This is a genomic window from Streptomyces sp. NBC_01276, from assembly GCF_041435355.1.
In the GTDB taxonomy this organism is placed as follows: Bacteria; Actinomycetota; Actinomycetes; order Streptomycetales; family Streptomycetaceae; genus Streptomyces.
This window is the reverse complement of sequence record NZ_CP108442.1, coordinates 861,386-885,515: the sequence shown is the minus strand read 5'-3', so window position 1 is coordinate 885,515 and position 24,130 is coordinate 861,386. Positions and strand designations below refer to the sequence as shown.

Below are 24,130 nucleotides of genomic sequence, written 5' to 3'. Positions count from 1 at the left end.
GGAATCAGTCCTCCTGGTGGTGGGTTGGGGTGTCACCGGTGACCTCGGCGAGGCGGGCGGCCAGGACCGGTCCGATCTGGGCCAGTGAGCCGGCTTCGGTCATCCGGTTGTGCCGGGTGGTGATCTCGTGCGATTCGATCCGGCCCGCGATGTACGGGCGCCAGGTCGCGGGCCCGGCGTCGTCCCCGTCACGGTCGATCGTGGAGTTGAACAGCAGCAGGTCGCCGTCGAACCCGGCGGGGACGAAGTCGACCGCCAGCCTCGCGTTGTTGATCATGATGTGGACGATGACCTCGATCTGCTGCTCCGTCAGGCCCTGCAGCGCGCTGCCCCGCCGGTTCAGGACCTCGGCGACCTCGGCGTAGGTCAGCTCCCGGTCGCCCAGCTCGTCCGGGTCGACGTCGAGCACACCGACGAGCACGTCCCGCTCGGTGGGCACGGGCATCTCCTCGAACTGCACGTCCTTCACCGGATAGGCGTCGAGGATGGCCAGCAGCGCGGTCCGCTCGCCGCGCGCCTGCAGCTCGCAGGCGATCGCGTGGGCGATCAGCCCGCCGGCCGACCAGCCGAGCAGCAGGTACGGGCCCTCGGGCTGGATCTTGCGGATCTGGTCGGCGTAGTCGGCAGCCATCTCCTCGAAGGACGTCGGCAGGGGTTCGGGCCGGCCCAGGCCGCGCGCCTGGATCGCGTAGACCGGGTGCTGGGGGCCGATGTGGTTCAGGAGCCCGCTGTACGACCAGCTGATGCCGCCGCCGGGGTGGATGCAGAACAGCGGCGTGCCGGTCCCGGTCGAACGCAGCGGCAGCACCACGTCCAGCGCGTCGGCGGGGTCGTCCATGACCAGGCGCTCGGTGAGTCCGGCCACGGTCGGCGCCTCGAACAGCATGCGCAGGCCAAGTTCCAGGCCGAGGGTCTCGCGGACGCGGGAGGCCAGGCGGGCGGCCAGCAGCGAGTGCCCGCCCAGATCGAAGAAGTTGTCGTCGATGTGCACCTGTTCCCGGCCGAGGACCTCGGCGAAGAGGCCGCACAGCAGCTGCTCCCGCGGCGTCCGGGGGCCGCGTCCGGTGCCCTGTGCCCCGTACTCGGGGGCGGGCAGGGCGGCCCGGTCCAGCTTGCCGTTGGCGGTCAACGGCAGCGTGTCCAGGGTGACGAACGCCGACGGCACCATGTAGTCGGGCAGTTCACGGCGCAGTCGCCCGGAGAGCTCGCCCGTCTCGGGCGTGCTCTCGGGGCCGGGCACCAGGTAGGCGACGAGCCGCTTGTCGCCGGGCCGGTCCTCGCGGGCGACGACGGCCGCCTGGGCGACGCCCGGGCAGCTCGCGAGGATCGCCTCGATCTCGCCGGGCTCGATCCGCAGACCGCGGAGCTTGACCTGGTGGTCGGTCCGTCCGGCGAACTCCAGTGTGCCCTCGGCCGGCCACCACGCCAGGTCGCCGGTGCGGTACATCCGGCTCCCGGGCGGCCCGTACGGGTCGGCGGTGAAGCGCTCCGCGGTCAGGCCGGGTCGGCCGAGGTAGCCGCGGGCCACGCCCGTCCCCGCGAGGTACAGCTCGCCGACCAGGCCCGTGGGCACCGGCCGCAGGCGGTCGTCGAGGACGTAGGCGCGCATGTTCGCCATCGGCCCGCCGATCGGCACGGTCGCGGCGTGCTCGGGGAGGCTGTGCACCGGGTGGCGGGTAGCCAGGGTCGTGGCCTCGGTGGGCCCGTAGCCGTTGACCACCTCGATGCCGGGGCAGACCTCCAGCACCCGGGCGACGGCGGCCGGGGAGACCACGTCACCGCCGGTCCACACCTCGCGGACCCCCGCGAGCAGGGCCGGCCGCTCCTCGGCGACCAGGCGGAACAGCCCGGCCGTCAGCCACAGTCCGGTCACCCCGTGCGTGCTGATCGTGTGCTGCAGCAGGTCGAGGTCGAGCCGCTCGGGCGGTGCGACCACGACCCGGCCGCCGCCCAGCAGCGGCACCCACAGCTCGTAGGTCGAGAGGTCGAAGGCGGTCGGGGAGTGCATCAGCACCCGCTCGTGTCCGCCGCCGTGGTATTCAGGGGTGAGCGCGAGGCCCACCACGTCTCGGTGGGTGACGGCCACGCCCTTCGGCCGGCCGGTCGAGCCGGAGGTGTACATCACGTACGCCAACTGCCGCTGGTCGCAGCGTACTTGGATGTCGGACGCGTCGGGTTCGCCCTCGATCGAGGCGGTCAGCACGTCCTCGGTGAGCACCAGGGCGGCCCCGGCCTCCTGGAGGATCAGGTCGATCCGGGACTGCGGGAAGCGCGAGTCGAGGGGCGTGTAGGCGCCGCCCGCCTTGATGATCGCCAGGAGCGCCACGACGAGGTCCGCCGAGCGGTCCAGCAGCACCGCGACCGGTGTCTCCGGTCGTACGCCCTGGCGGATCAGTGCCCGCGCGAGGCGGTTGGACCGCTGGTCGAGTTCCCGGTAGGTCAGCTCGGTGGCGCCCGCCACGACGGCCACCGCGTCCGGGGTGGCGCGCACCTGGCGGGCGAACAGCTCCGGCAACGCGGCCTCGGGCAGCTCGACCGCGGCGCCGGTGGACCGGGACAGCAGCCGGCGGCGTTCCTCGCCCGACATGATGTCGATCCGGCTGATCGGCCTGTCAGGGTCGGCGACCGCCGCGCGCAGCAGCCGCGCCCAGCGCTCGAACAGCAGCTCCACGGTGGCCGGGTCGAACAGGTCGGTGGCGTACTCCACCGCGCCGACCAGGCCGTCGGGGCTGGGGGCACCTCCCGGGCCGCCAGGCCCAGGGGGACCGTCCGGGCGGAACTGCTCGGTCAGACTGAACGTCAGGTCGACCCGCGAGGTCCCGGTCGACGCCTCCAGGTGGCCGGTCTCCAGGCCCGGCAGGGCGAACTCGCCCACCGGCGCGTTCTGCAGGGCCAGCATGATCTGGAACAGCGGGTGGTGCGACAGCGAACGGGCCGGGTTGACCACCTCGACCAGGTACTCGAACGGCACGTCCTGGTGGTCGTACGCGGCGAGCGCCTTCTGCCGCACCCGGCCGAGCAGTTCGGCGAAGCCGGGATCGCCGCTCGTGTCGGTGCGCAGCACCAGGGTGTTGACGAAGAAGCCGACGAGGTCGTCCAGCGCCTGGTCGGTACGGCCGGCGATCGGGCTGCCCACGGGGATGTCCGTACCGGCACCGAGCCGGGTGAGCAGCGCGGCGAGGCCGGCCTGGAGCACCATGAACATGCTGGCGCCGCGCTCGGCGGCCAGGTCCCGCAGTGCCTGGTGCAGTTCGGGGTCCAGCCGGACCACGACCCGGCCGCCCCGCTGGGAGGCCACCGGCGGCCGGGGCCGATCGGCGGGCAGCCGCACCTGCTGCGGAATGCCCGCCAGTTCGTCCTTCCAGTAGGCCAGTTGCCGGGCGAACAGGCTGTCCGGGTCGGCAGCGATGCCGAGCAGGTCGCGTTGCCAGCAGGTGTAGTCGGCGTACTGCACCGGCAGCGGGGACCACTGCGGCTCCTCGCCACGGCAGCGCGCCGTGTAGGCGGCCGCGAGGTCGTCGGAGAGCGGCCCCATCGACCAGCCGTCGGCGGCGATGTGGTGCACCACGACCAGGAGCACGTGCCGGTCGGGGGCGAGCGCGTACAGCTCCGCCCGGACCGGCGGCTCCGCTGCCAGGTCGAAGCCGCGCCGGGCCGTCTGCGCCAGCCGCTCGGCCAGCCGGCTCTCGTCGAGCTCGACCACCGGCAGTTCCGGGTGCGCCTGTGAAGCGCTCAGCACGACCTGGTACGGCACACCGTCCGTCTCGCGGAAGACCGTCCGCAGGCTCTCGTGCCGGGCGATCACGTCCGCGAGCGCGGCGTGCAGGGCTGGGCGGTCGAGTTCGCCGGTCAGGCTCAGCGCGAGCGGCATGTTGTAGGTGGCGCTCGGGCCGTCCATCCGGTGCAGGAACCACAGGCGGCGTTGGGCGAAGGACAGCGGGACCTTCCCCCAGCCTTCGGCCGGGGGTGCCCCCATGGGTCGCGGCCGGGCGGTCAGCGTGGGCCGGGCCGTGCCGGAGCCGTCGAGGCAGGCCGCCAGTCCGGCCACGGTCGGCGTCTCGAACAGAGTCCGGACCTCGAGCTCCGCGCCGAGGGTCGCCCGGACGCGGGAGGCCAGGCGGGTCGCCAGCAGTGAGTGTCCCCCCAGGTCGAAGAAGCTGTCCTCGACACCGACCTGGGCCAGGCCGAGCACCTCGGCGAACAGCTCGGCGAGGAGCTGTTCCTGCGGGGTCCGCGGCGCCCGCCCGGCTCCGGCCTGCCCCAGGTCGGGCGCGGGCAGCGCGCGGCGGTCGAGCTTGCCGCTGGCCGTCAGCGGCAACGAATCCAGCGCCACGAACGCCGACGGGATCAGGTAGTCGGGCAGTCGCCCGCGCAGCCATTCGCGGAGTTCGCCGATGAGTGCGCCGGTGCCCCGGCTGCCGGTCGGACAATTGGTCAGCGACGACAGCGGCGTGCTGGTGGTCCGGGCCGACCGGTACGGCTCGGCCGGGGAGCCGTGATGCGCCCGCGGGCCGGCGAAGACGACGTCCAAGGCGTCGGCCACGGTGGCCGACCAGGTGACGCCCACCCAGCGGTCGAACTCCAGCCCGATGACCTGGAAGTCCTCCGGGTCGGGGAGTTCGCTCTCCTCCGGTCCGTGCAGCCGCTCCAGCAGTTCGGCGAGCGAGCTGTCGCCGTTCTGCAGTGCCCGGGAAAGGGCGGCCTCGCGCAGCACCCGGCGGTTCGGCACTCCGGTGATCCGCAGCACGTCGGCGGGCGGCTGGGCGAGGAGTTCGCGCAGCTCGGCCAGTCCCGCGAGCCGGTGTCCCCACTCCAGCTCGACCGTCCGGCCCGGGGCCGCCGGAACGACCGGGGCCTTGTGCAGCGTCACGTCGTAGCGGTAGCGGATCAGTTCGTTGTGGTGACGGCCGCGCTTGACCTCCACGGCCACCGCGCCGATGTCCGTGCCGTGCTCCCGCAGGACGGTGAAGAAGTCCGGGTCGACCAGGAGTTCCTTCTCCACCCTGACGGCCTGCTCCACCGCGCGGCGCACCGCCGCGAGGTCACCGTCGGCACCGGTGCGGTGCAGCTGGACCGCGGTGGCCAGCGGGCGCAGCAGCCGCAGGTTGCGGACGTCGCCGACGAAGAGCGTGCCGCCGGGGGCGAGCAGCCGCATCAGCTTCCCGATCACGTCCGCGAGGTAGTCGGCGGACGGGAAGTACTGCACCACCGAGTTGATCACGATGGTGTCGAACCACCCGGCCGGCAGGCCCTCGGTGTCGTGCGCCGGGCGGGTCTGCAGCACGACACGCTCGGCCAGGTCGTCCTGTCGGCCGACCTGCGCGGTCAGCGCGTCGACCGCCGTGGCGGAGAAGTCCGTCGCCCAGTAGGTCTCGCAGTGCGGTGCGATCTGCGAGAGCAGCAGTCCGGTGCCGACGCCGACCTCCAGCACCCGGCGGGGGCGCAGGGCCAGGATGCGGGCCACGGTGGCGTCCCGCCACTGGCGCATCTGCTCGACGGGGATCGGACTCGCGTCGTAACTGCTGTTCCAGCCGACGAAGTTCTGACCGAAGCCGGCTTCCTCGGGGGTGATGGGCAGGGCGTCGTAGATGTCCTGCCACTCGCCCACGTGGTCCGCTTCCAGGCCACTGTCCCGGGCCTCGTCCTGGTGCGGGACGACGTAGCCGACGAGCCGGTCGTCCTGGGCGAGGACGGCGGCCTGGGCGACGGCGGGGTGCTCGGCCAGCGCCGCCTCGACCTCGCCGGGCTCGATGCGGAAGCCGCGCACCTTCACCTGGTCGTCGGCACGGCCGACGTACTCCAGCTCGCCGTCGCCCAGCCAGCGCACCAGGTCTCCGGTGCGGTACATGCGCTCACCGGACCCGAACGGGCAGGCGACGAACCGTCCGGCCGTCAGGCCCGGCCGGTTCAGGTAGCCGCGCGCCAGTCCCGCGCCCGCGACGTACAGCTCACCCGCCACGCCCGTCGGCACCGGCCGCAGCCGCTCGTCCAGTACGTACACCCGGGTGTTGGCGATCGGACGGCCGATCGGCGGGACGCCCGTCCCCGGGGACAGCGGGGCGCTCATGGTCGCGCACACCGTGGTCTCGGTCGGACCGTACGCGTTGATCATCCGGCGTCCGGGCGCCCAGCGGTCCACCAGTTCCGGCGGGCACGCCTCACCCGCCACCACCAGCGTCGGCACCTGCACCGAGCCCTCCGGCAGGGCGGCGAGGACGGACGGGGGCACGGTCACGTGGGTGACGGCGAGGTCCCGGTCGGCCAGCGCGGCCACCGGGTCCGCCGTCGGGGGCAGCACCAGGGCCGCGCCGCGCAGCAGGGCGGTGTAGATCTCCGACACCGAGGCGTCGAAGCTGGGCGAGGCGAACTGGAGCACCCGGCTGCCGGGTTCGATCGCGAACCGCTCGATCTGTGCGGCGACCAGGCTCGCGACGCCGCCGTGGCCGACCACGACGCCCTTGGGGCGGCCGGTCGAGCCCGAGGTGTAGATCACGTAGGCCGGGTGCCGGACGTCGAGCGCGACCACGGGATCGGTGTCCGGCCAGGCGGACACCTCGGTCACCAGCGCCGGGTCGTCGACCATCAGGGCCGGCCGGGCGTCGTCCAGCATGTACGCGATCCGCGCCGGCGGGTACGCCGGATCCACGGGCAGGTACGCGGCCCCGGCCTTCAGTACGCCCAGGACGGCCACCACGGACTCCACCGAGCGCGGCAGGGCCACGGCCACGGTCTGCTCCGGGCCGACGCCCCGGGCGATCAGCGCGTGCGCGAACCGGTTCGCCCGGACGTTCAGCTGCCGGTACGTCAACTCGGCGTCGCCGCACACCAGCGCGAGGGCGTCCGGGGTCGCCGCGACCTGAGCCGCGAACGCCTGCGGCACCGGGACGGCCGCCACCTCGCGGGCGGTCGCGTTGCCCCGCTCCAGCAAACGGTGCCGCTCGTCGGCGTCGAGGAGCTCGATCCGTCCGATCGACCGGTCCGGGTCGGCGGTGACCGCCTCCAGCAGGCGCGTCCAGCGCCCGGCGAGCGCCGCGACCGTCGAGCGGTCGAACAGGTCGGTGGCGTATTCCACCGCGCCGACGATCCCCGCCGGGCTGCCGTCCGGACCGAACTGTTCGACGAGACTCACACCGAGGTCGAACTTGGCGGTTCCGGTGGCCACCGCGTAGGCGGCGACGTCCAGACCGGGGAGGGAGAATCGGCCCATCGGAGCGTTCTGCACCGCCAGGATGGTCTGGAACAGCGGGTGGTGCGACAGCGAGCGGGACGGGTTCAGCGCCTCCACCAGGTGCTCGAAGGGCACGTCCTGGTGCGCGTACGCCGACAGTGCCGTCTCCCGCACCCGACCCAGCAGCTCGGCGAAACTCGGATCGCCGCTGGTGTCGGTGCGCAGCACCAGCGTGTTCACGAAGAACCCGACCAGATCGTCCAGTGCCTCGTCGGTACGCCCCGCGATCGGAGACCCGATCGGGATGTCCGTGCCCGCACCCAGCCGCGTGTACAGCGCCGCCAGCGCCGCCTGCAGCACCATGAACAGGCTCGCGCCCGAGTTGCGGGCCAACTCCACCAGGGCTGCGTGCAGTTCGGGGCTCAGCTCCAGGCCGACGTGGTCCCCGCGCCAGCCGGCGACGGCCGGCCTCGGCCGGTCGGCGGGCAGCTGGAGCAGCTCCGGCAGGTCGGACAGCTGACGCTTCCAGTAGTCGAGCTGCTCGGCGAACCGGCTCTGAGGGTCGGCGGCGTCGCCGAGCAGGTCGCGCTGCCACAGCGTGTAGTCCGCGTACTGCACCGGCAGGACCGGCCACTGCGGCGCGCGCCCCTCGCACCGGGCGGCGTACGCCTCGGCGAGGTCGCGGGCCAGCGGACCGGTGGACCAGCCGTCACCGGCGATGTGGTGCATCACCAGCAGCAGCACGTGCTCGTCCGGCGCGAGTACGAACAGCTCCGCCCGCAGTGGCGCTTCGGCCTCCAGGCCGAAGGGCTGTCGTGCGAACTCGGCCAGCTGCTCGAACAGTTCGGCCTCCGACATCTCGGTCAGCCGCGCCCGGGGCCGGGCCTCGGCCGGGTCGAGGACGAGCTGGCGGGGTACGCCGTCGACCTCCGGGAAGACCGTCCGCAGGCTCTCGTGGCGGGCCACCACGTCGGCCAGCGCCTCGTCCAGCGCCGCGTGGTCGAGCGTCCCGGTCAGCCGGAGCGCCAGCGGGATGTGGTACGTCGCGGCGGTGCCGTCCATGCGGTGCAGGAACCAGAGCCGGCGCTGGGCGAAGGACAGCGGCACCGCCTCCGGCCGCTCGTGCGTGGTCAGCGCCGGGCGGGCGTGGCCGGCCCCACCCAGCGCCTCGGCCAGGCCGGCCACGGTGGGCGCCTGGAACAGCGCGCGCAGCGCCACCTCCACTCCGAGCACCGAGCGCACCCGCGCGGCCAGCCGGGTGGCGAGCAGGGAGTGCCCGCCCAGGTCGAAGAAGTCGTCGTCGAGCCCGACCCGCGGCACGCCCAGCACCTCGGCGAACAGCTCGCACAGGATCTGCTCCTGCGGCGTGCGCGGCGCCCGGCCGCCGGCGGCCGGGCCCGGCTCGGGCGCGGGCAGCGCCGCCCGGTCCAGCTTCCCGTTCGGCGTCAGCGGCAGCATGTCCAGCACCACGAAGACAGCCGGTACCAGGTACTCGGGCAGCCTGCCACGCAGGTACGCCGCCAGCTCCGCAGGGCTTGGGGGTCCCCCCGGCAGGGGGCTGTGGGAGGCCACGTCGGGACGGGCCGCGACGTAGCCGATGAGCCGGTCGTCCCGGGCGAGCACGGCGGCCTGGGCGACGGCGGGGTGCTCGGCCAGCGCCGCCTCGACCTCGCCGGGCTCGATGCGGAAGCCGCGCACCTTCACCTGGTCGTCGGCACGGCCGACGTACTCCAGCTCGCCGTCGCCCAGCCAGCGCACCAGGTCTCCGGTGCGGTACATGCGCTCACCGGCCCCGAACGGGCAGGCGACGAACCGCCCGGCCGTCAGCCCGGGCCGGTTCAGATACCCGCGCGCCAGACCGGGGCCGGCGACGTACAATTCCCCCGCCACTCCCGGCGGCACGATGCGCAGTCGCTCGTCGAGGACGTACACCCGGAAGCCCGCGACCGATCGGCCGATCGGCGGTACACCGCGCCCCGGGGACAGCGGGTCGCTCATGGTCGCGCACACCGTCGTCTCCGTCGGACCGTACGCGTTGATCATCCGCCGGCCCGGCGCCCACCGGGCCACCAGCTCCGACGTGCAGGCCTCACCGGCCACCACCAGGGTGGTGGCCGTGAGGTCGGAGCTCTCCAACGCGGCCAGCGCCGAGGGCGGAAGCGTCACGTGGGTGACGTCGAGCCGGCGGTCCGTCAGGGCCTCCAGCGGGGCCTCGGACGGGGCCAGGACGAGGGCGGCACCGGTGAGCAGGGCGCCGCACAGGTCCCAGAACGACGCGTCGAAGCTGGGCGAGGCGAACTGGAGGACCCGGCTGCCCGGCGCCACGCCGAGCCGGTCGACCTGCGCCGCCACCAGGCCCGACACGCCGGTGTGGCTCACCATGACGCCCTTCGGCCGGCCGGTCGAGCCCGATGTGTAGATCACGTAGGCCGGGTGCCGGGCGTCCACCACGACATCCGGATCGGTCTCCCGCCGACCGGAAGCCTCGGTCACCAGTGCCGGATCGTCGACCACCACGGCCGGCCGCGCGTCGTCCAGCATGAACGCGATCCGCGCCGCCGGGTACCCCGGATCCACCGGCAGGTACGCGGCCCCGGCCTTCAGCACGCCCAGGACCGCCACCACCGACTCCACCGACCGCGGCAACGCCACGGCCACGGTCTGCTCCGGACCGACGCCCCGGGCGATCAGCGTGTGCGCGAACCGGTTCGCGCGAACATCGAGTTGACGGTACGTCACCTCGACACCACCGCAGACGAGCGCGACCGCGTCCGGCGTCGCCGTCACCTGCGCCGCGAACAGTTCCGGCAGGCTCACCCCGGCCGCCCCGCCCTGGACAACGGGCAGCAGCTCACAGCGCTCCTCTGCGGACAGCAGGTCGATCCCGCCGATCGGCTGGTCGGGCGCGGCGGCGACCGCGGCCAGCAGCCTGGTCCACCGGGCGACCAGCGCCTCGACCGTCGAGCGGTCGAACAGGTCGGTGCTGTACTCGACCGCACCGCCGATCCCGGCCGGCGCGCCGTCGGTCCCGTACTCCTCCGCGAACCCGAAGGTCAGGTCGAGCCGCGCGGTCCCGGTGGGCACGGTCACCGCGGAGACCTGGAGACCCGGCAGCTCGAAGTCGCCGCCCGGCGCGTTCTGTACGACCAGCCCGGTCTGGAACAGCGGGTGGTGCGACAGCGAGCGGGACGGGTTCAGCGCCTCCACCAGGTGCTCGAAGGGCACGTCCTGGTGCGCGTACGCCGACAGTGCCGTCTCCCGCACCCGACCCAGCAGCTCGGCGAAACTCGGATCACCGCTCGTGTCGGTCCGCAGCACCAGCGTGTTGATGAAGAACCCGACCAGCCCGTCCAGCGCCTCGTCGGTACGCCCCGCGATCGGAGACCCGATCGGGATGTCCGTGCCCGCACCCAGCCGCGTGTACAGCGCGGCGAGCGCGGCCTGCAGCACCATGAACAGGGTGGCACCCGACCTTCGGGCCAACTCCAGCAGTGCCGCGTGCAGTTCGGCGTCGATCCGGAGTTCCAGCAGGTCGCCGCCGTACGACATGGTGGCCGGGCGCGGTCGGTCGGCAGGCAGCTGCAGCTGCTCGGGCAGCCCGGCCAGCGCCTCGGTCCAGTAGGTGACCTGGCGGGCGAACACGCTGTCCGTGTCGTGCTCGTCGCCGAGGATCTCGTGCTGCCACAGGGTGTAGTCGCCGTAGGTGACCGGCAGCGGCGGCCATGCCGGAGCCCCACCGCCCTGCCGGGTGGTGTAGGCGGTGGCCAGGTCACGGGCCAGCGGGCCCATGGACCAGCCGTCCCCGACGATGTGGTGCATCACCAGCAGCAGCACGTGCTCGTCCGGCGCGAGCGCGAACAGCTCCGCCCGCAGCGGTACTTCCGAGGTCAGGTCGAACGCCCGTACCGCCGCCTCGCGCAGCAGGGCGGGCACCTCCGCCTCGCCGGCCGCGCGTACGGTCAGCGGGACGGCTGCCTCGCCGGCGTCCAGCACCCGCTGGTACGGGACTCCGGCGGTGTGCGGGAAGACCGTGCGCAGGGTCTCGTGCCGGGCCACCACGTCCGCGAGCGCGGCGCTCAGCGCGGCCCGGTCGAGGTCGCCGGACAGCCGCAGGGCGAGCGGCATGTGGTAGGTCGCGCTCGGCGCCCCGAACTGCTGGAGGAACCAGAGCCGGCGCTGGGCGAACGACAGCGGCATCGGATCGTGGCGGGGCCGGGGTACCAGGGCCTGCCGCGCGGTGCCGGCGTCGTGCAGCCCGGCCGCTAGCCCGGCGGGTGTCGGCGCCTGGAACAGGCTGCGCAGTTCCAGCTCGATCCCGAGGGTCGCCCGGACCCGCGAGACCAGCCGGGTGGCGAGCAGGGAGTGCCCGCCCAGGTCGAAGAAGCCGTCGTCGACCCCGACCCGCGGCACGCCCAGCACCTCGGCGAACAGCTCGCACAGGATCTGCTCCTGCGGCGTGCGCGGCGCCCGGCCGCCGGCGGCCGGGCCCGGCTCGGGCGCGGGCAGCGCCGCCCGGTCCAGCTTCCCGTTCGGCGTCAGCGGCAGCGCGTCGAGCAGTACGAACGCGGACGGTACCAGGTGGTCCGGCACCCGGTCGCGCAGGTACGCCGCCAGCGCCGCCGCGGTCGCCCCGGCCCCGGCCGGCGGGACGACGTACGCGACGATCCGGTCCTCCCGGGCGAGCACCGCGACCTGGGCGACACCCGGGTGCGCGGCCAGCTCGGCCTCGATCTCGCCCGGCTCGACCCGGAACCCGCGGATCTTCACCTGGTGGTCCACCCGGCCCGCGAACTCCAGCTCGCCGTGGGCCTGCCAGCGGACCAGGTCACCGGTGCGGTACATCAGCGCGCCGGCCGGACCGTACGGGTTGGCGACGAACCGCGTCGCGGTGAGCCCGGGCCGGTTCAGGTAGCCGCGGGCGAGTCCCGCCCCGGCGAGGTACAGCTCACCCAGCACGCCGGGGGCGACCGGTCGAAGCGCCGAATCCAGCACGTATGTCTGACAGTTGGCGATCGGCCGGCCGATCGGCACCGGCAGCGGACAGTCGGCGGGGTCGGCCGGCAGCGGGTAGGCGGTGATCACATGGGTCTCGGCGGGCCCGTAGTGGTTGTGCAGTTCCCGGCCCGGCCGGCGGGTCTGGAAGCGGCGCACGGCACCGCCGAGGCGCATCGCCTCACCGGCCTGGGCGACCAGCCGCAGGCCGGGCAGTTCCAGCCCGGCCTCCTCCGCGGCCTCGGCCAGCGCCTCGACCACCAGGTTGGGCGCGAACAGCTCCTCGACCCCGTGCCGGTCCAGCCAGCGGGCGAACAGCTCGGCGCTGCGGCGCTGCTCCTCGGTCGGCACCACGAGGGTCTTGCCGTACAGCAGCGCGGAGAGCGTCTCCTGCACCGAGACGTCGAAACTGATCGCGGTGAACTGCGCGGTACGCGTGCCGAGTCCGCCACCGACGGACCTGTGGTGCCACGCCAGCAGGTTCAGCAGCCCGGCGGCGGGCATCACCACGGCCTTGGGCCTGCCGGTGGAGCCCGAGGTGTAGATGACGTAGGCCGGGTGCCGCGGGTCCACGGCGACGGCCGGATCGTGCTCCGGCAGGTCCCCGTCCGGTGTGACGGCCGCGAGGTCGTCGAGCACCACGGCAGGCCGGGCGTCGTCCAGCATGTACGCGATGCGGGCGGCCGGATAGTCCGGGTCGACCGGCAGGTACGCCGCACCCGTCTTGAGGACCGCGAGGACGGCGACCACCAGCTCGGTCGACCTCGGCAGCCGCAGGGCGACGACCTGCTCCGGCCCCACCCCGCGCGCGATCAGTCCGTGCGCCAGGCGGTTGGCCCTTCGGTTCAGCTCCCGGTAGGTCAGCACGGTGTCCTCGAACACCACCGCCGGAGCCTCCGGGGTCGCCCGTACCTGCGCCTCGAACAGAGCGGGCAGGCCGGCATCGGGAGCCGGGCAGGCGGTGTCGTTGCGTACGACCAGCAGTTCGTGCCGTTCCTCGGCGGTGAGGACGTCGATCCGGCTCAGCGGCCGGTCCGGCTCGGCGACCACCGACGCCAGCAGACGCAGCCACCGGGCGACCAGTGCCTCCACCGTGGCGGGGTCGAAGAGGTCGGTGCTGTACTCGACCCGCCCGACGATGCCCTCGGCCGGCCCGCCGGTGCCGCCGCGCTCCAGCAGGTGGAAACCGAGGTCGAACATCGCCGTCGGCGTCCGCACCAGGACGATCTCAGCGGCCAGACCGTCCAGCGCGAACTCGGTGCGGGGCACGTTCTGCAGCGCGAGCAGCACCTGGAACAGCGGCTGACGGGCGAGCGACCGGGACGGGTTGAGGGCCTCGACGACGTGCTCGAACGGCAGGTCCTGGTGCGCGTACGCGGCCAGCGCGCCCTCGCGGACCCGGCCAAGGAGCTCGGCGAAGGTCGGGTCGCCACCGGTGTCCGTGCGGAGCACCAGGGTGTTGACGAAGAATCCGACGAGGTCGTCCAGGGCCTCGTCGGTCCGGCCCGCGATCAGGCTGCCGACCGGGATGTCCGTTCCCGCGCCGAGCTTGTCCAGCAGCGATGCCAGGGCGGCCTGCAGCACCATGTACACGCTGGCGCCGCGCTCCCGGCCCAGCCGGATCAGCCCGGCGTGCAGTTCGGCGTCGAGTTCGATCGCGAGGTGGCCGCCGGAGCAGGAGGGGGTCACGGGGCGAGGGCGGTCGGCGGGGAGCCGGATCTGCTCCGGCAGGTTTGCCAACTGCTCGGTCCAGTAGGCCTGCTGGCGGGCGAAGAGGCTGTCCTGGTCGGCCGGGTCGCCGAGCAGCTCCTGCTGCCACAGGGTGTAGTCGGCGTACTGCACCGGCAGCGGTGCCCACCCCGGTTCCTCGCCCTGTCGGCGTGCCGCGTACGCGGTGGCCAGGTCGGCGGCCAGCGGGCCCAGCGACCAGCCGTCACCGGCGATGTGGTGCATCACCAGGAGCAGCACGTGCTCGTCCGCCGAAACCTCGAACACCTCGGCGCGCAGCGGAGGTTCGGCCGCGAGGTCGAATCCGCGCGCCGCGGCTTCCGCCAGCAGTTCCGGCAGGACCGTCTCGTCGGCCGTGGTGACCGACAGCCTCGGGCACGCCTCTGCGGTGGCCAGCACCTGCTGGTGGGGCACTCCGTCCACGGCCGGGAGGACCGTGCGCAGGGTTTCGTGCCGGTCGACGACGTCGCCCAGCGCCGCCTCCAGGGCAGCCAGGTCCAGTGGCCCCGAGAGCCGCCACGCGAGCGGCATGTTGTAGCCCGAGTCGGCGCCCTCCAGCTGGCGCAGGAACCACAGCCTCCGCTGAGCGGACGACAGCGGCACCATCCCCCGGCCTTCGGCCGGGGGTGCCCCCACGGGCCGCTCCGCCCGCCCCAGGGCGAGCCGGGCCCGGTCCGCGCCGCCCAGCCCGGCGGCCAGCCCGGCCACCGTCGGGGTCTGGAACAGGGTGCGCAGCGCCAGTTCCACGCCCAGGGCCGCACGGACCCGGGCCACCAACCGGGTGGCCAGCAAGGAGTGCCCGCCGAGGTCGAAGAAGTCGTCGTCGACACCGACCTGAGGCAGGCCCAGCACCTCTGCGAACAGCCCGGCCAGCACGTGTTCCTGAGGAGTGTGCGGGGCCCGGCCGGCCCGCGACCCCGCGTACTCGGGCTCGGGCAGTGCGCGCCGGTCCAGCTTGCCGCTGGCGTTCAGCGGCAGTACGTCAAGGGAGACGAACGCGGCCGGCACCATGTAGTCGGGCAGTCGCTCGCGCAGGTGGGCCCGCAGGTCTTCCGGCCGAGGCTCCGCCCCGGTGGCGGGCACCAGGTAGGAGACCAGGCGGGTGTCCCCCGCCCGGTCCTGCCGGACGGTCACGGCGGCCTGCGCGACCTGCGGGTGTTCCGCCAGTGCCGCCTCGATCTCGCCGAGCTCGATCCGGAATCCCCGGACCTTGACCTGGTCGTCGATGCGGCCGAGGAACTCCAGGTTCCCGTCCGATCCCCACCGCACCAGGTCACCGGTGCGGTACATCCGCGAACCGCCGGGACCGAACGGGTCCGCCACGAACCGTCCCGCGGTCAGGCCCGGCCGGTTCAGGTAGCCGCGCGCCAGCCCCGCACCGGCGATGTACAGCTCGCCCGGCACACCCGCGGGCACCGGCTGCAACGCGGCGTCGAGCACGTGCAACCGGACACCGCCGAGTGGGCGGCCGATCACCTGGCGCGGGCTCGACTCCAGCGGTGCGAAGGTCGAGTCCACCGTGCACTCGGCCGGCCCGTAGTAGTTCAGGGCGAACACCCCGTCGGCCGCCCGCAACCGTTCCCACAGTTGGTCCGGAACGGTCTCCCCGCCCAGCCCGACCAGCGACGGACGCCACCGCGGATTGTCCAACAGGCCGTGGTCGACGAGGACTTGCAGGTAGGACGGGGTACCGCCGACCGTGTCCAGCCCGGCCCGCGCCGCGTACTCGAGGTAGGCGTCCGGGTCGGTCCAGGTCGCCTCGTCCAGGACGTGCAGCTCGTGGCCGGCGTACAGGGCGAACATCTGGTCGCAGGAGGCGTCGAACGACACGGACGTGGTCAGCCCCATCCGCATCCGCTTCCCCGTCCGGAAGACCAGCGGACACTGGTCGGCGAACAGGTTGCGCAAGCCGCCGTGCGTCGCCACCACGCCCTTGGGCGTGCCGGTGGAACCGGAGGTGTAGATGACGTAGGCCGGATGGCACGGGTCGATGGCCACCGCAGGGTCCGTCGATGGGCACCCCACCACCAGCGCGGTCGTCTCCGGGTCGTCGGCCACCAGCCATCCGGCGGGGCCGGTGTCCGGCAGCCGGCCCCGGGTGTGGGTGTCGGTCACCACCAGGACCGGTCGGGTGTCGTCGAGCATGTACGCGATCCGCGCGGCCGGGTACTCCGGATCGACCGGAACGTACGCGGCGCCGGTCTTCAGCACCGCGAGGATCGTCACCACCAGCTGGGCCGAGCGCGGCAGCGCCACCGCCACCAGCCGCTCCGGCCCCGCACCCCGCGCGATCAGAGCGTGCGCCAGCCGGTTCGCCCGCGCGTCCAACTCCGCGTAGGTCAGCGATGCTTCCGGCCCCACCAGCGCGACGGCGTCCGGAGTCGCACGCACCTGAGCCCGGAAGAGCTCCGGCAGGCTCTCGGTGAAGGCCTGGGCCGCCGGGCCGGTACCCAGCGCCGCCAACTCACCGTGCTCCTCGGCGGTGAGCAGGCCGAACCGGCTGAGCCGCCGCTGCGGGTCGGCGACCACGGCGCGGAGCAGCCGCTCCCACCGCTCGATCATCGTCTCGACGGTGGCCGGGTCGTACAGGTCGCCGGTGTACTCGACGCACCCGTCGATCCCCTCCGGGGAGCCGTCCTGCGCGTGCCGCTCGGACATGGTGAAGATCAGGTCGAGCTTGGCGGTGGTCGACGTCGACGGCATGTCGCCGACGCGCAGCCCGGACGGCGCGAAGTCGGCCCGGGGCGCGTTCTGTAGCACCAGCATGACCTGGAACAGCGGGTGGTGCGCCAGCGACCGGACCGGATTGAGGGCCTCGACCAGGTACTCGAACGGAAGGTCCTGGTGCGCGTACCCGGCCAGCGCGGTCTCCCGGACCCGGCCCAGCAGGTCGGCGAACGTCGGATCGCCCGAGGTGTCGGTACGGAACACCAGGGTGTTGACGAAGTAGCCGACCAGCTCGTCCTGCGCCTGGTCGGTACGGCCCGCGACCGGGCTGCCGACCGGGATGTCGTCGCCCGCGCCGAGCTTGCTCAGCAGCACTGCCAGCCCGGCCTGAAGCACCATGAACAGACTGGTGCCGTGGGCGCGGGCGAGTTCGCGCAGCCCGCGGTGCAGCTCGGCGTCCAGCCCTGCACGCACGGAACCGCCCCGGTGCGAGGCGACCGCCGGGCGGGGCCGGTCGCCGGGCAGCTGGAGCTGCTCGGGCAGATCGGCCAGCTGCCGGGTCCAGTAGGCCGCCTGGCGGGCGAACAGACTGTCCCCGTCGGCCGCGTCGCCGAGCAGCTCGTGCTGCCACAGGGTGTAGTCGGCGTACTGGACCGGCAGCTCCTCCCACTGCGGCTCCTCGCCGCGGCGGCGCGCCGCGTAGGCGCTGGTCAGGCCCTGCGCGAGTGGGCCCAGCGACCAGCCGTCACCCGCGATGTGGTGGAGGACCACCTGGAACACGTGCTCGTCCGCCGCCAGCTCGAACAGCCCGGCACGCAGTGGCACATCGACCGCCAGGTCGAACCGACGGGCCTTCGCTTCCGCCATGACGTTCGGCAGCTCGGACTCAGTGGTCCGGCTGACGAGCAGCCGCGGGCGGGATGCCTCGACGTCCAGCACCTGCTGGTGCGGCACTCCGTCGACCGCCGGGAAGACGGTGCGCAGGCTCTCGTGCCGCTCGACCACATCCGCCACGGCGGACTCCAGGGCGCGCCGGTCCAGATCCCCGGACAGCCGCCAGGCCAGGGAGATGTGGTAGTTCGCGCCGGCGCCCTCCAGCTGGTGCAGGAACCACAGCCGCCGCTGCGCGAACGACAGCGGGATCGCCTCGGGGCGTTCACGCCGTGCCAGGGCGGTCTGCGCCGGTCCGGCCGCCACCAGTGCGGCGGCCAGGCCGGCCGGGGTCGGCGCCTCGAACAGGGTGCGCAGCGGCATTTCCACGCCGAGCGTCGCGCGGATCCGGGCGGCCAGGCGGGTGGCCAGCAGAGAGTGCCCGCCCAGGTCGAAGAAGCCGTCCTCGACGCCGGCCGACGCCACGCCCAGGACCTCGGCGAACAGCTCGCAGAGGACCTGCTCCTGCGGGGTGCGCGGAGCGCGGGCGGTGGCCGGCGGGGCGAGGTCGGGGGCGGGCAGGGCCCGGTGGTCCAGCTTGCCGTTGGCGGTCAGCGGCAGCGTGTCCAGCACGACGAACGCCGACGGCACCATGTGTTCCGGCAACCGCTCGCACAGGTGCCCACGCAGGTCGGCCGGACTCGGTACGCGGCCCGTGGCCTGCACCAGGTACGCGACCAGCCGGGTGTCGTCGGCCCGGTCCTGCCGGGCCAGGACGGCGACCTGGGCGACGCCGGGGTGCTCGGCCAGCGCCGCCTCGATCTCGCCGAGCTCGATCCGGAAGCCGCGCACCTTCACCTGCTGGTCGGCCCGGCCGACGTAGTGCAGGCTGTTGTCCGCCGCGCGGCGCACCACGTCGCCGCTGCGGTACATCCGCGATCCCGGCGGTCCGAACGGGTCGGCCACGAAGCGCCCGGCGGTCAGGCCGGGCCGGTTCAGGTAACCGCGGGCCAGCCCGGCGCCTGCCACGTACAGCTCGCCGGGCACGCCCGGGGGCACCGGCCGCAGGTGGGCGTCCAGCACGTACGTCCGCAGGTCCGGAATGGCCGTGCCGATCCCGCCGACGGCGCCGCCGGACCGGTCGAGCGCCGCGTACGTGACGTGCACCGTGGTCTCGGTGATGCCGTACATGTTGACCAGCAGCGGCGCGTCGTCCGGGTGCCGCTCGTACCAGCTCGCCAGCCGGGCGTGCTCCAGCGCCTCACCGCCGAACACCACCGTGCGCAGCGCGAGCGGGCGGCCGGTCTCCGGGGCCTCCGCGTCCGCCTGCATCAGCTGGTAGAACGCGGACGGCGTCTGGTTGAGCACGGTCACCCGCTCGCGGGCGAGGAGCTCCAGGAAGCGGCCGGGCGAGCGGCTGGTCTCGTGGTCCACGACCACCAGACGGCCGCCGTACAGCAGCGGGCCCCACAACTCCCACACCGAGAAATCGAAGGCGTAGGAGTGGAAGAGCGTCCAGACGTCCTCTGCGGAGAAGCCGAACAGCTCCTCGGTCGTGCCGAACAGCCGCACCACGTTCCGGTGCGTGACCACCACGCCCTTGGGGTTGCCGGTGGACCCGGAGGTGTAGATAACGTAGGCGGGGTGGCCCGCGTCGAGGGAGACCTCCGGGTCGGTGTCCGGCAGCCCGTCCAGGTCGGCGGTGTCCAGCAGGAGCCGGTCCACCGGGTCCGCGCCCGGCAGGTCGCCGGTCCGGCTCGTGGTCACGAGGAGCGCGGGCCGGGCGTCCTGGAGCAAGTAGGCGATCCGGGCGGCCGGGTACTGCGGGTCCACCGGCAGGTAGGCGCCGCCCGCCTTCAGCACGGCGAGCACCGCCACGACCTGCTCCGCCGAGCGCGGCAGGGCCAGCGCCACGCGCTGCTCCGGCCTCACCCCCCGGTCGATCAGGGCGTGCGCGAGCCGGTTCGCGCGGGCGTTCAACTCGCCGTACGTCAGGGTGACTTCGCCGTCGGTGAGGGCGACGGCGGCCGGGTTCGCCCGTACCTGTCGCTCGAACAGCGCGGTCAGGCCGCTCTCCGACGCCCCCTCGCTCCGGTCGGTACGCGCCGGGAACAGCGCGCGGAGCTCGTCGGCGGACAGCACGTCCACCTGGCCGATCCGCCGGCCGGGGTCGGCGACGACGGCGCGCAGCAGTCGCAGCCACCGCTCGACGATCCCGGTCACGGTGGCCTCGTCGAACAGGTCGGTGCTGTACTCGACCACGCCCGACAGGCCGTCCTCACCTGGCTGTTCGGCCAGGATGAAGGTCAGGTCGCACTTGGCCGTCCCGGTGTGGACCAGGTCGCTCGCCACCCGCAGTCCGGGCAGGTCGAACGTGCCCAGCGGCGCGTTCTGCAGGGCGAGCATGGTCTGGAACAGCGGGTGGTGTGCCAGCGACCGGGTCGGGTTCAGCGCCTCCACGAGGTGCTCGAAGGGCACGTCCTGGTGCGCGTACGCGGCCAGCGCGTCGGTCCGCACCCTGCCCAGCAGTTCGGTGAACGACGGGTCGCCGGAGAGGTCGGTGCGCAGCACCAGGGTGTTGACGAAGAAGCCGACCAGGTCGTCCGCGGCCTCATCGGTGCGTCCGGCGATCGGCGTGCCCACGGGTACGTCGGTGCCCGCGCCCAGCTTGCCCAGCAGGGCGGCCAGTCCGGCCTGGAGCACCATGAAGAGGCTGGCCCCGCCGTCCCGGGCGAGCGCGCGCAGGCCCTGGTGCAGCTCGGCGTCGATCCGCACCGGCAGGTGGGCGCCCCGGTAGGACATCGCCGCCGGCCGGGGCCGGTCGAACGGCAGCTCGACCTGCTCAGGAAGATCCGCCAACTGATCCCGCCAGTAGGCGAGTTGACTGTTCAGCAGACTGCCCGGGTCCGCGCCGTCGCCCAGCAGTTCCCGCTGCCAGAGGGCGTAGTCGGCGTACTGGACCGGCAGCGGCGACCACTCCGGCTTCGCCCCCTCGGCACGGGCCGCGTAGGCACTCGTCAGATCCCGCAGGAGCGGCCCCGTCGACCAGCCGTCACCGGCGATGTGGTGCACCACCAGCAGCAGCACGTGCTCCTCGGCGCCGAGCCGGAACAGCTCGGCGCGCAGCGGCGACTCCTCGGAGAGCTCGAAGCCGTGCCGGGCCGCCTCCGCCAGCCGCTCCGGCAGGTCACGCTCGCCCACTTCGGTCACCCGCAGCCGCGGCCGTGCCGCGCCCGGGTCCAGCACCCGCTGGCAGGGCACGCCGTCGAGCACCGGGAAGACGGTGCGCAGGCTCTCGTGCCGTTCGACCACGTCCGCCAGAGCGGCTTCCAGGGCCCGCTGGCCCAGGTTCCCGGACAGCCGCAGCGCCAGCGGGATGTTGTACGTGGCGCTCGGGCCCTCCATGCGGTGCAGGAACCACAGCCGGCGCTGCGCGAAGGACAGCGGAACCGCCTCGGGCCGCTCACACCGCCGCAGAGCCGGCCGCGCCCGGCCCGCGACGTCCACCGCCGCCGCCAGTTCCGCGACCGTCGGCGCGTCGAACAGGTCGCCGAGCCGCAGCTCCACGCCGAGGATCGAGCGGGCCCGGGCGACCAGTCGGGTGGCCAGCAGGGAATGCCCGCCGAGGTCGAAGAAGCTGTCGTCCAGCCCGGGCTCGGACACCCCGAGCACCTCGGCGAACAGCCCGACGAGCAGGTGTTCGGTCGCGGTGCGCGGTGCCCGGCCCGGCGCGGCGGGCGCTCGCTCGGGCGCCGGGAGGGCCCGCCGGTCGAGCTTGCCGTTCGGGGTCAGCGGCAGCGCGTCCAGCAGCACGTACGCGGCCGGCACCAGCTGCCGGGGCAGCCGGTCCTGCAGGTGGTCGCGCAGGGCGGTGTCGGTCACGGTGGCACCGGGCTCGGGCACCGCGTAGGCGACCAGCCGGGATTCTCCCTCGGTGCGCACCATCACGGCGGCCCGGGCGACCTGCGGGTGCTCGGCGAGGACGGCCTCGATCTCGCCGAGCTCGACCCGGAAGCCGCGGATCTTGACCTGGTCGTCGGTGCGGCCGAGGAACTCCAGGTTCCCGTCCGACCCCCACCGCACCAGGTCCCCGGTGCGGTACATCCTCGACCCGCTCGGCCCGAACGGGTCGGCGACGAACCGCCCGGCGGTCAGCCCCGGCCGGTCGAGGTAGCCGCGGGCCAGCCCCGCGCCCGCGATGTACAGCTCACCCGCCGCGCCGGTCGGCAGCGGCCGCAGGGCACCGTCGAGCACGTACAGCCGGGCGTTGGTGACGGGCCGGCCGATCACCGGGCGTGCGCTCGAACCCATCTGCCCGACCACCGAGTTGACGGTGCATTCCGACGGCCCGTAGAGGTTGAGGCAGGATGCCCCCTCCGCCGCCCGCAGCTGCTCCCACAGCCGCTCCGGTACGGCCTCGCCGCCCGCCGCGACCAGTGCCGGGCGCCACTGCGGGTCATTCAACAGCCCGTGGGAGACGAGCACGTGGAGATAGGACGGGGTGGCTTCGATGTAGTCCAGTCCGCAACGCGCCGCATAACCGACGAAGGCGTCGGGGTCGGTCCAGGTCGCGTGCTCCAGGACGTGCAGCTCGTGGCCTTCGAACAGGGCGAACAACTGGTTCCAGGAGGCGTCGAAGGACACCGAGGTGGTCAGCGCCACCCGCAGCCGCTGCCGCGCCTTCAGCACCGGCGCGAAGTGCACCTGCCGGAGGTCGGCGAGCAGGTCGAGCAGGCCGCCGTGGGTCGGCAGCACGCCCTTGGGCCTGCCGGTGGAACCGGAGGTGTAGATGACGTACGCCGGGTGACCCGGGTCGACGGCCACCATCGGGTCGGCCGCCGGGCAATCCGCCACCAGGGCGGCCGTCTCAGGGGCGTCGAGCACCAGCCGGTCGACCGGACCGCTGTCCGGCAGGCGGTCCCCGCTGCGGGAGTCGGTGACCACCAGCATCGGCCGCGCGTCGTCGAGCAGGTACGCGATCCGCGCGGCCGGGTACTCGGGGTCGACCGGAACGTACGCGGCGCCGGTCTTCAGCACCGCGAGGATCGTCACCACCAGCTGGGCCGAGCGCGGCAGCGCCACCGCCACCAGCCGCTCCGGCCCCGCACCCCGCGCGATCAGAGCGTGCGCCAGCCGGTTCGCCCGCGCGTCCAACTCCGCGTAGGTCAGAGAGACGTCGCCGCACACCAGCGCGACCAGCTCCGGAGTCGCCCGGACGTGCTCCCGGAACAGCTCTGGCAGGCTCGCGGCCGGGGCCGGCGCCACCGGGCCGGCGCCGAGCACCGCCAGCTCGCGGCGCTCCTCGGCGGTGAGCAGTTCGATCCGCCCCACCGGCTCGTCCGGGTCGCAGTCCGCGACGGCGTCGAACAGGGCAAGCAGCCGCTGCTGGTGCGCGGCGAGGTCGTCGTCGCCGTACGCTTCCGGCGAGCCGTGCAGCCGGAGCAGCGGCGGGTTGCCGTCCCGGTAGTCGAAGACCCAGACGGCGAGGTCGGTGGTCGACCCGGACACGAAGTGGTGCACGGAGGCCGGGTGCCCGGCGAAGCTCGGCCTGGAGTTGAAGGCCATGATGTTGACGATCAGCGGGAACGCCGTCCCGATACTGCCGGGGGCGCCGAGGTCCCGCAGCAGATCCTCGCTGCGGTAGCGCTCGTGCGCGACGGCCGTCTCGACCTCCCGCGCCGCCTGGGCGACGAGTTCGCGCCACGGCATGTCCGGCCGCACCGCCAGCCGCAGCGGCACCACGTTGGACGTCGTGCCCGGCACCGCCGTCAGGTCGCGGTCGGCGCCCCGACGGGCGGTGACGGGCAGGGCGAGCACCACGTCCTGGTTGCCGGTCAGCCGGTGGGCGTAGAGCGCCGTCGCCGCGACCACCAGCCGGGACCACCGGACGCCGGAACGTCCAGCCGCCGCCCGCAGGGCGTCCGGGCGGCGCAGTTCCCGCTCCTCGGCCAGCCGGAGGGCGCGGTGCGGGTCGGTCGCGGAGGCGTCGGTGAGCCGGGTCGGGGCGGGCAGGTCGGCGAAGCGCTCGGTCCAGTAGGCGCGGTCGGCGGCGAAGTCGGTGGAGGCGCGGTAGGCGGCGTCGCTGTCGACCAGGTCCCGCAGCGAGCCGAACGGGCAGGGCGGCACGGCGCCGCCCTCGGCCAGTGCCGAGTAGACCTCGCCGACCCGCTGCCGGAGCATGGAGCTGCTGATCGCGTCCAGCACCACGTGGTGGTAGTTCAGGTACCAGAGGTACTCCGTCGGCGACGCCTTGATCAGCGCGTGGCCGAACAGCGGGTCACGAGCGAGGTCCAGCGGGCGCAGCAGGTCCCGCTCCATCCATTCCACGGCCGCCGCCCGGGGGTCGGGCTCCCCGCTGAGGTCGAGGTGGGCCGGAGCCCAGTCCCAGCTCTCCCTGAGGACCTGGCGCGGGCCCTCGCCGCCGTCGACGAAGGTCACGTGCAGGGCGTCGACCTCGCCGACCACCCGGCGCAGCGCGGTCTCGAACAGCTCCCGGTCCACCGGCCCGTGGATCTCCAGGCACTCGCCGACGCGGTAGCCCGGGATCGGCGTCCGGGAACTCTGCTCGGCAAGCCAGATCTCGCGCTGGGCCGCTGTCAGGGGAAGGGAGTCGCCGTCGAGACGGGGCATGGGGGGGAATACCTCCGGGAGTGGGACAGACGTGGGGGGAGGGTGGGGGGAGGGCGCGCCAGGGAGCACCGGCCG

The 24,130-nt window shown here is 73.8% G+C and carries 1 protein-coding gene; it reads right to left on the bottom strand.

Features of this window, described 5'->3' with window-relative positions; genetic code table 11:
* Nucleotides 1-4 precede the first annotated feature (4 nt).
* A complete protein-coding gene (locus OG295_RS03540; RefSeq protein WP_371675489.1) occupies nucleotides 5-24,055 on the bottom strand; it encodes a non-ribosomal peptide synthase/polyketide synthase in 24,051 nt (8,016 codons plus the stop codon).
* Between the last annotated feature and the right edge of the window lie 75 nt (nucleotides 24,056-24,130).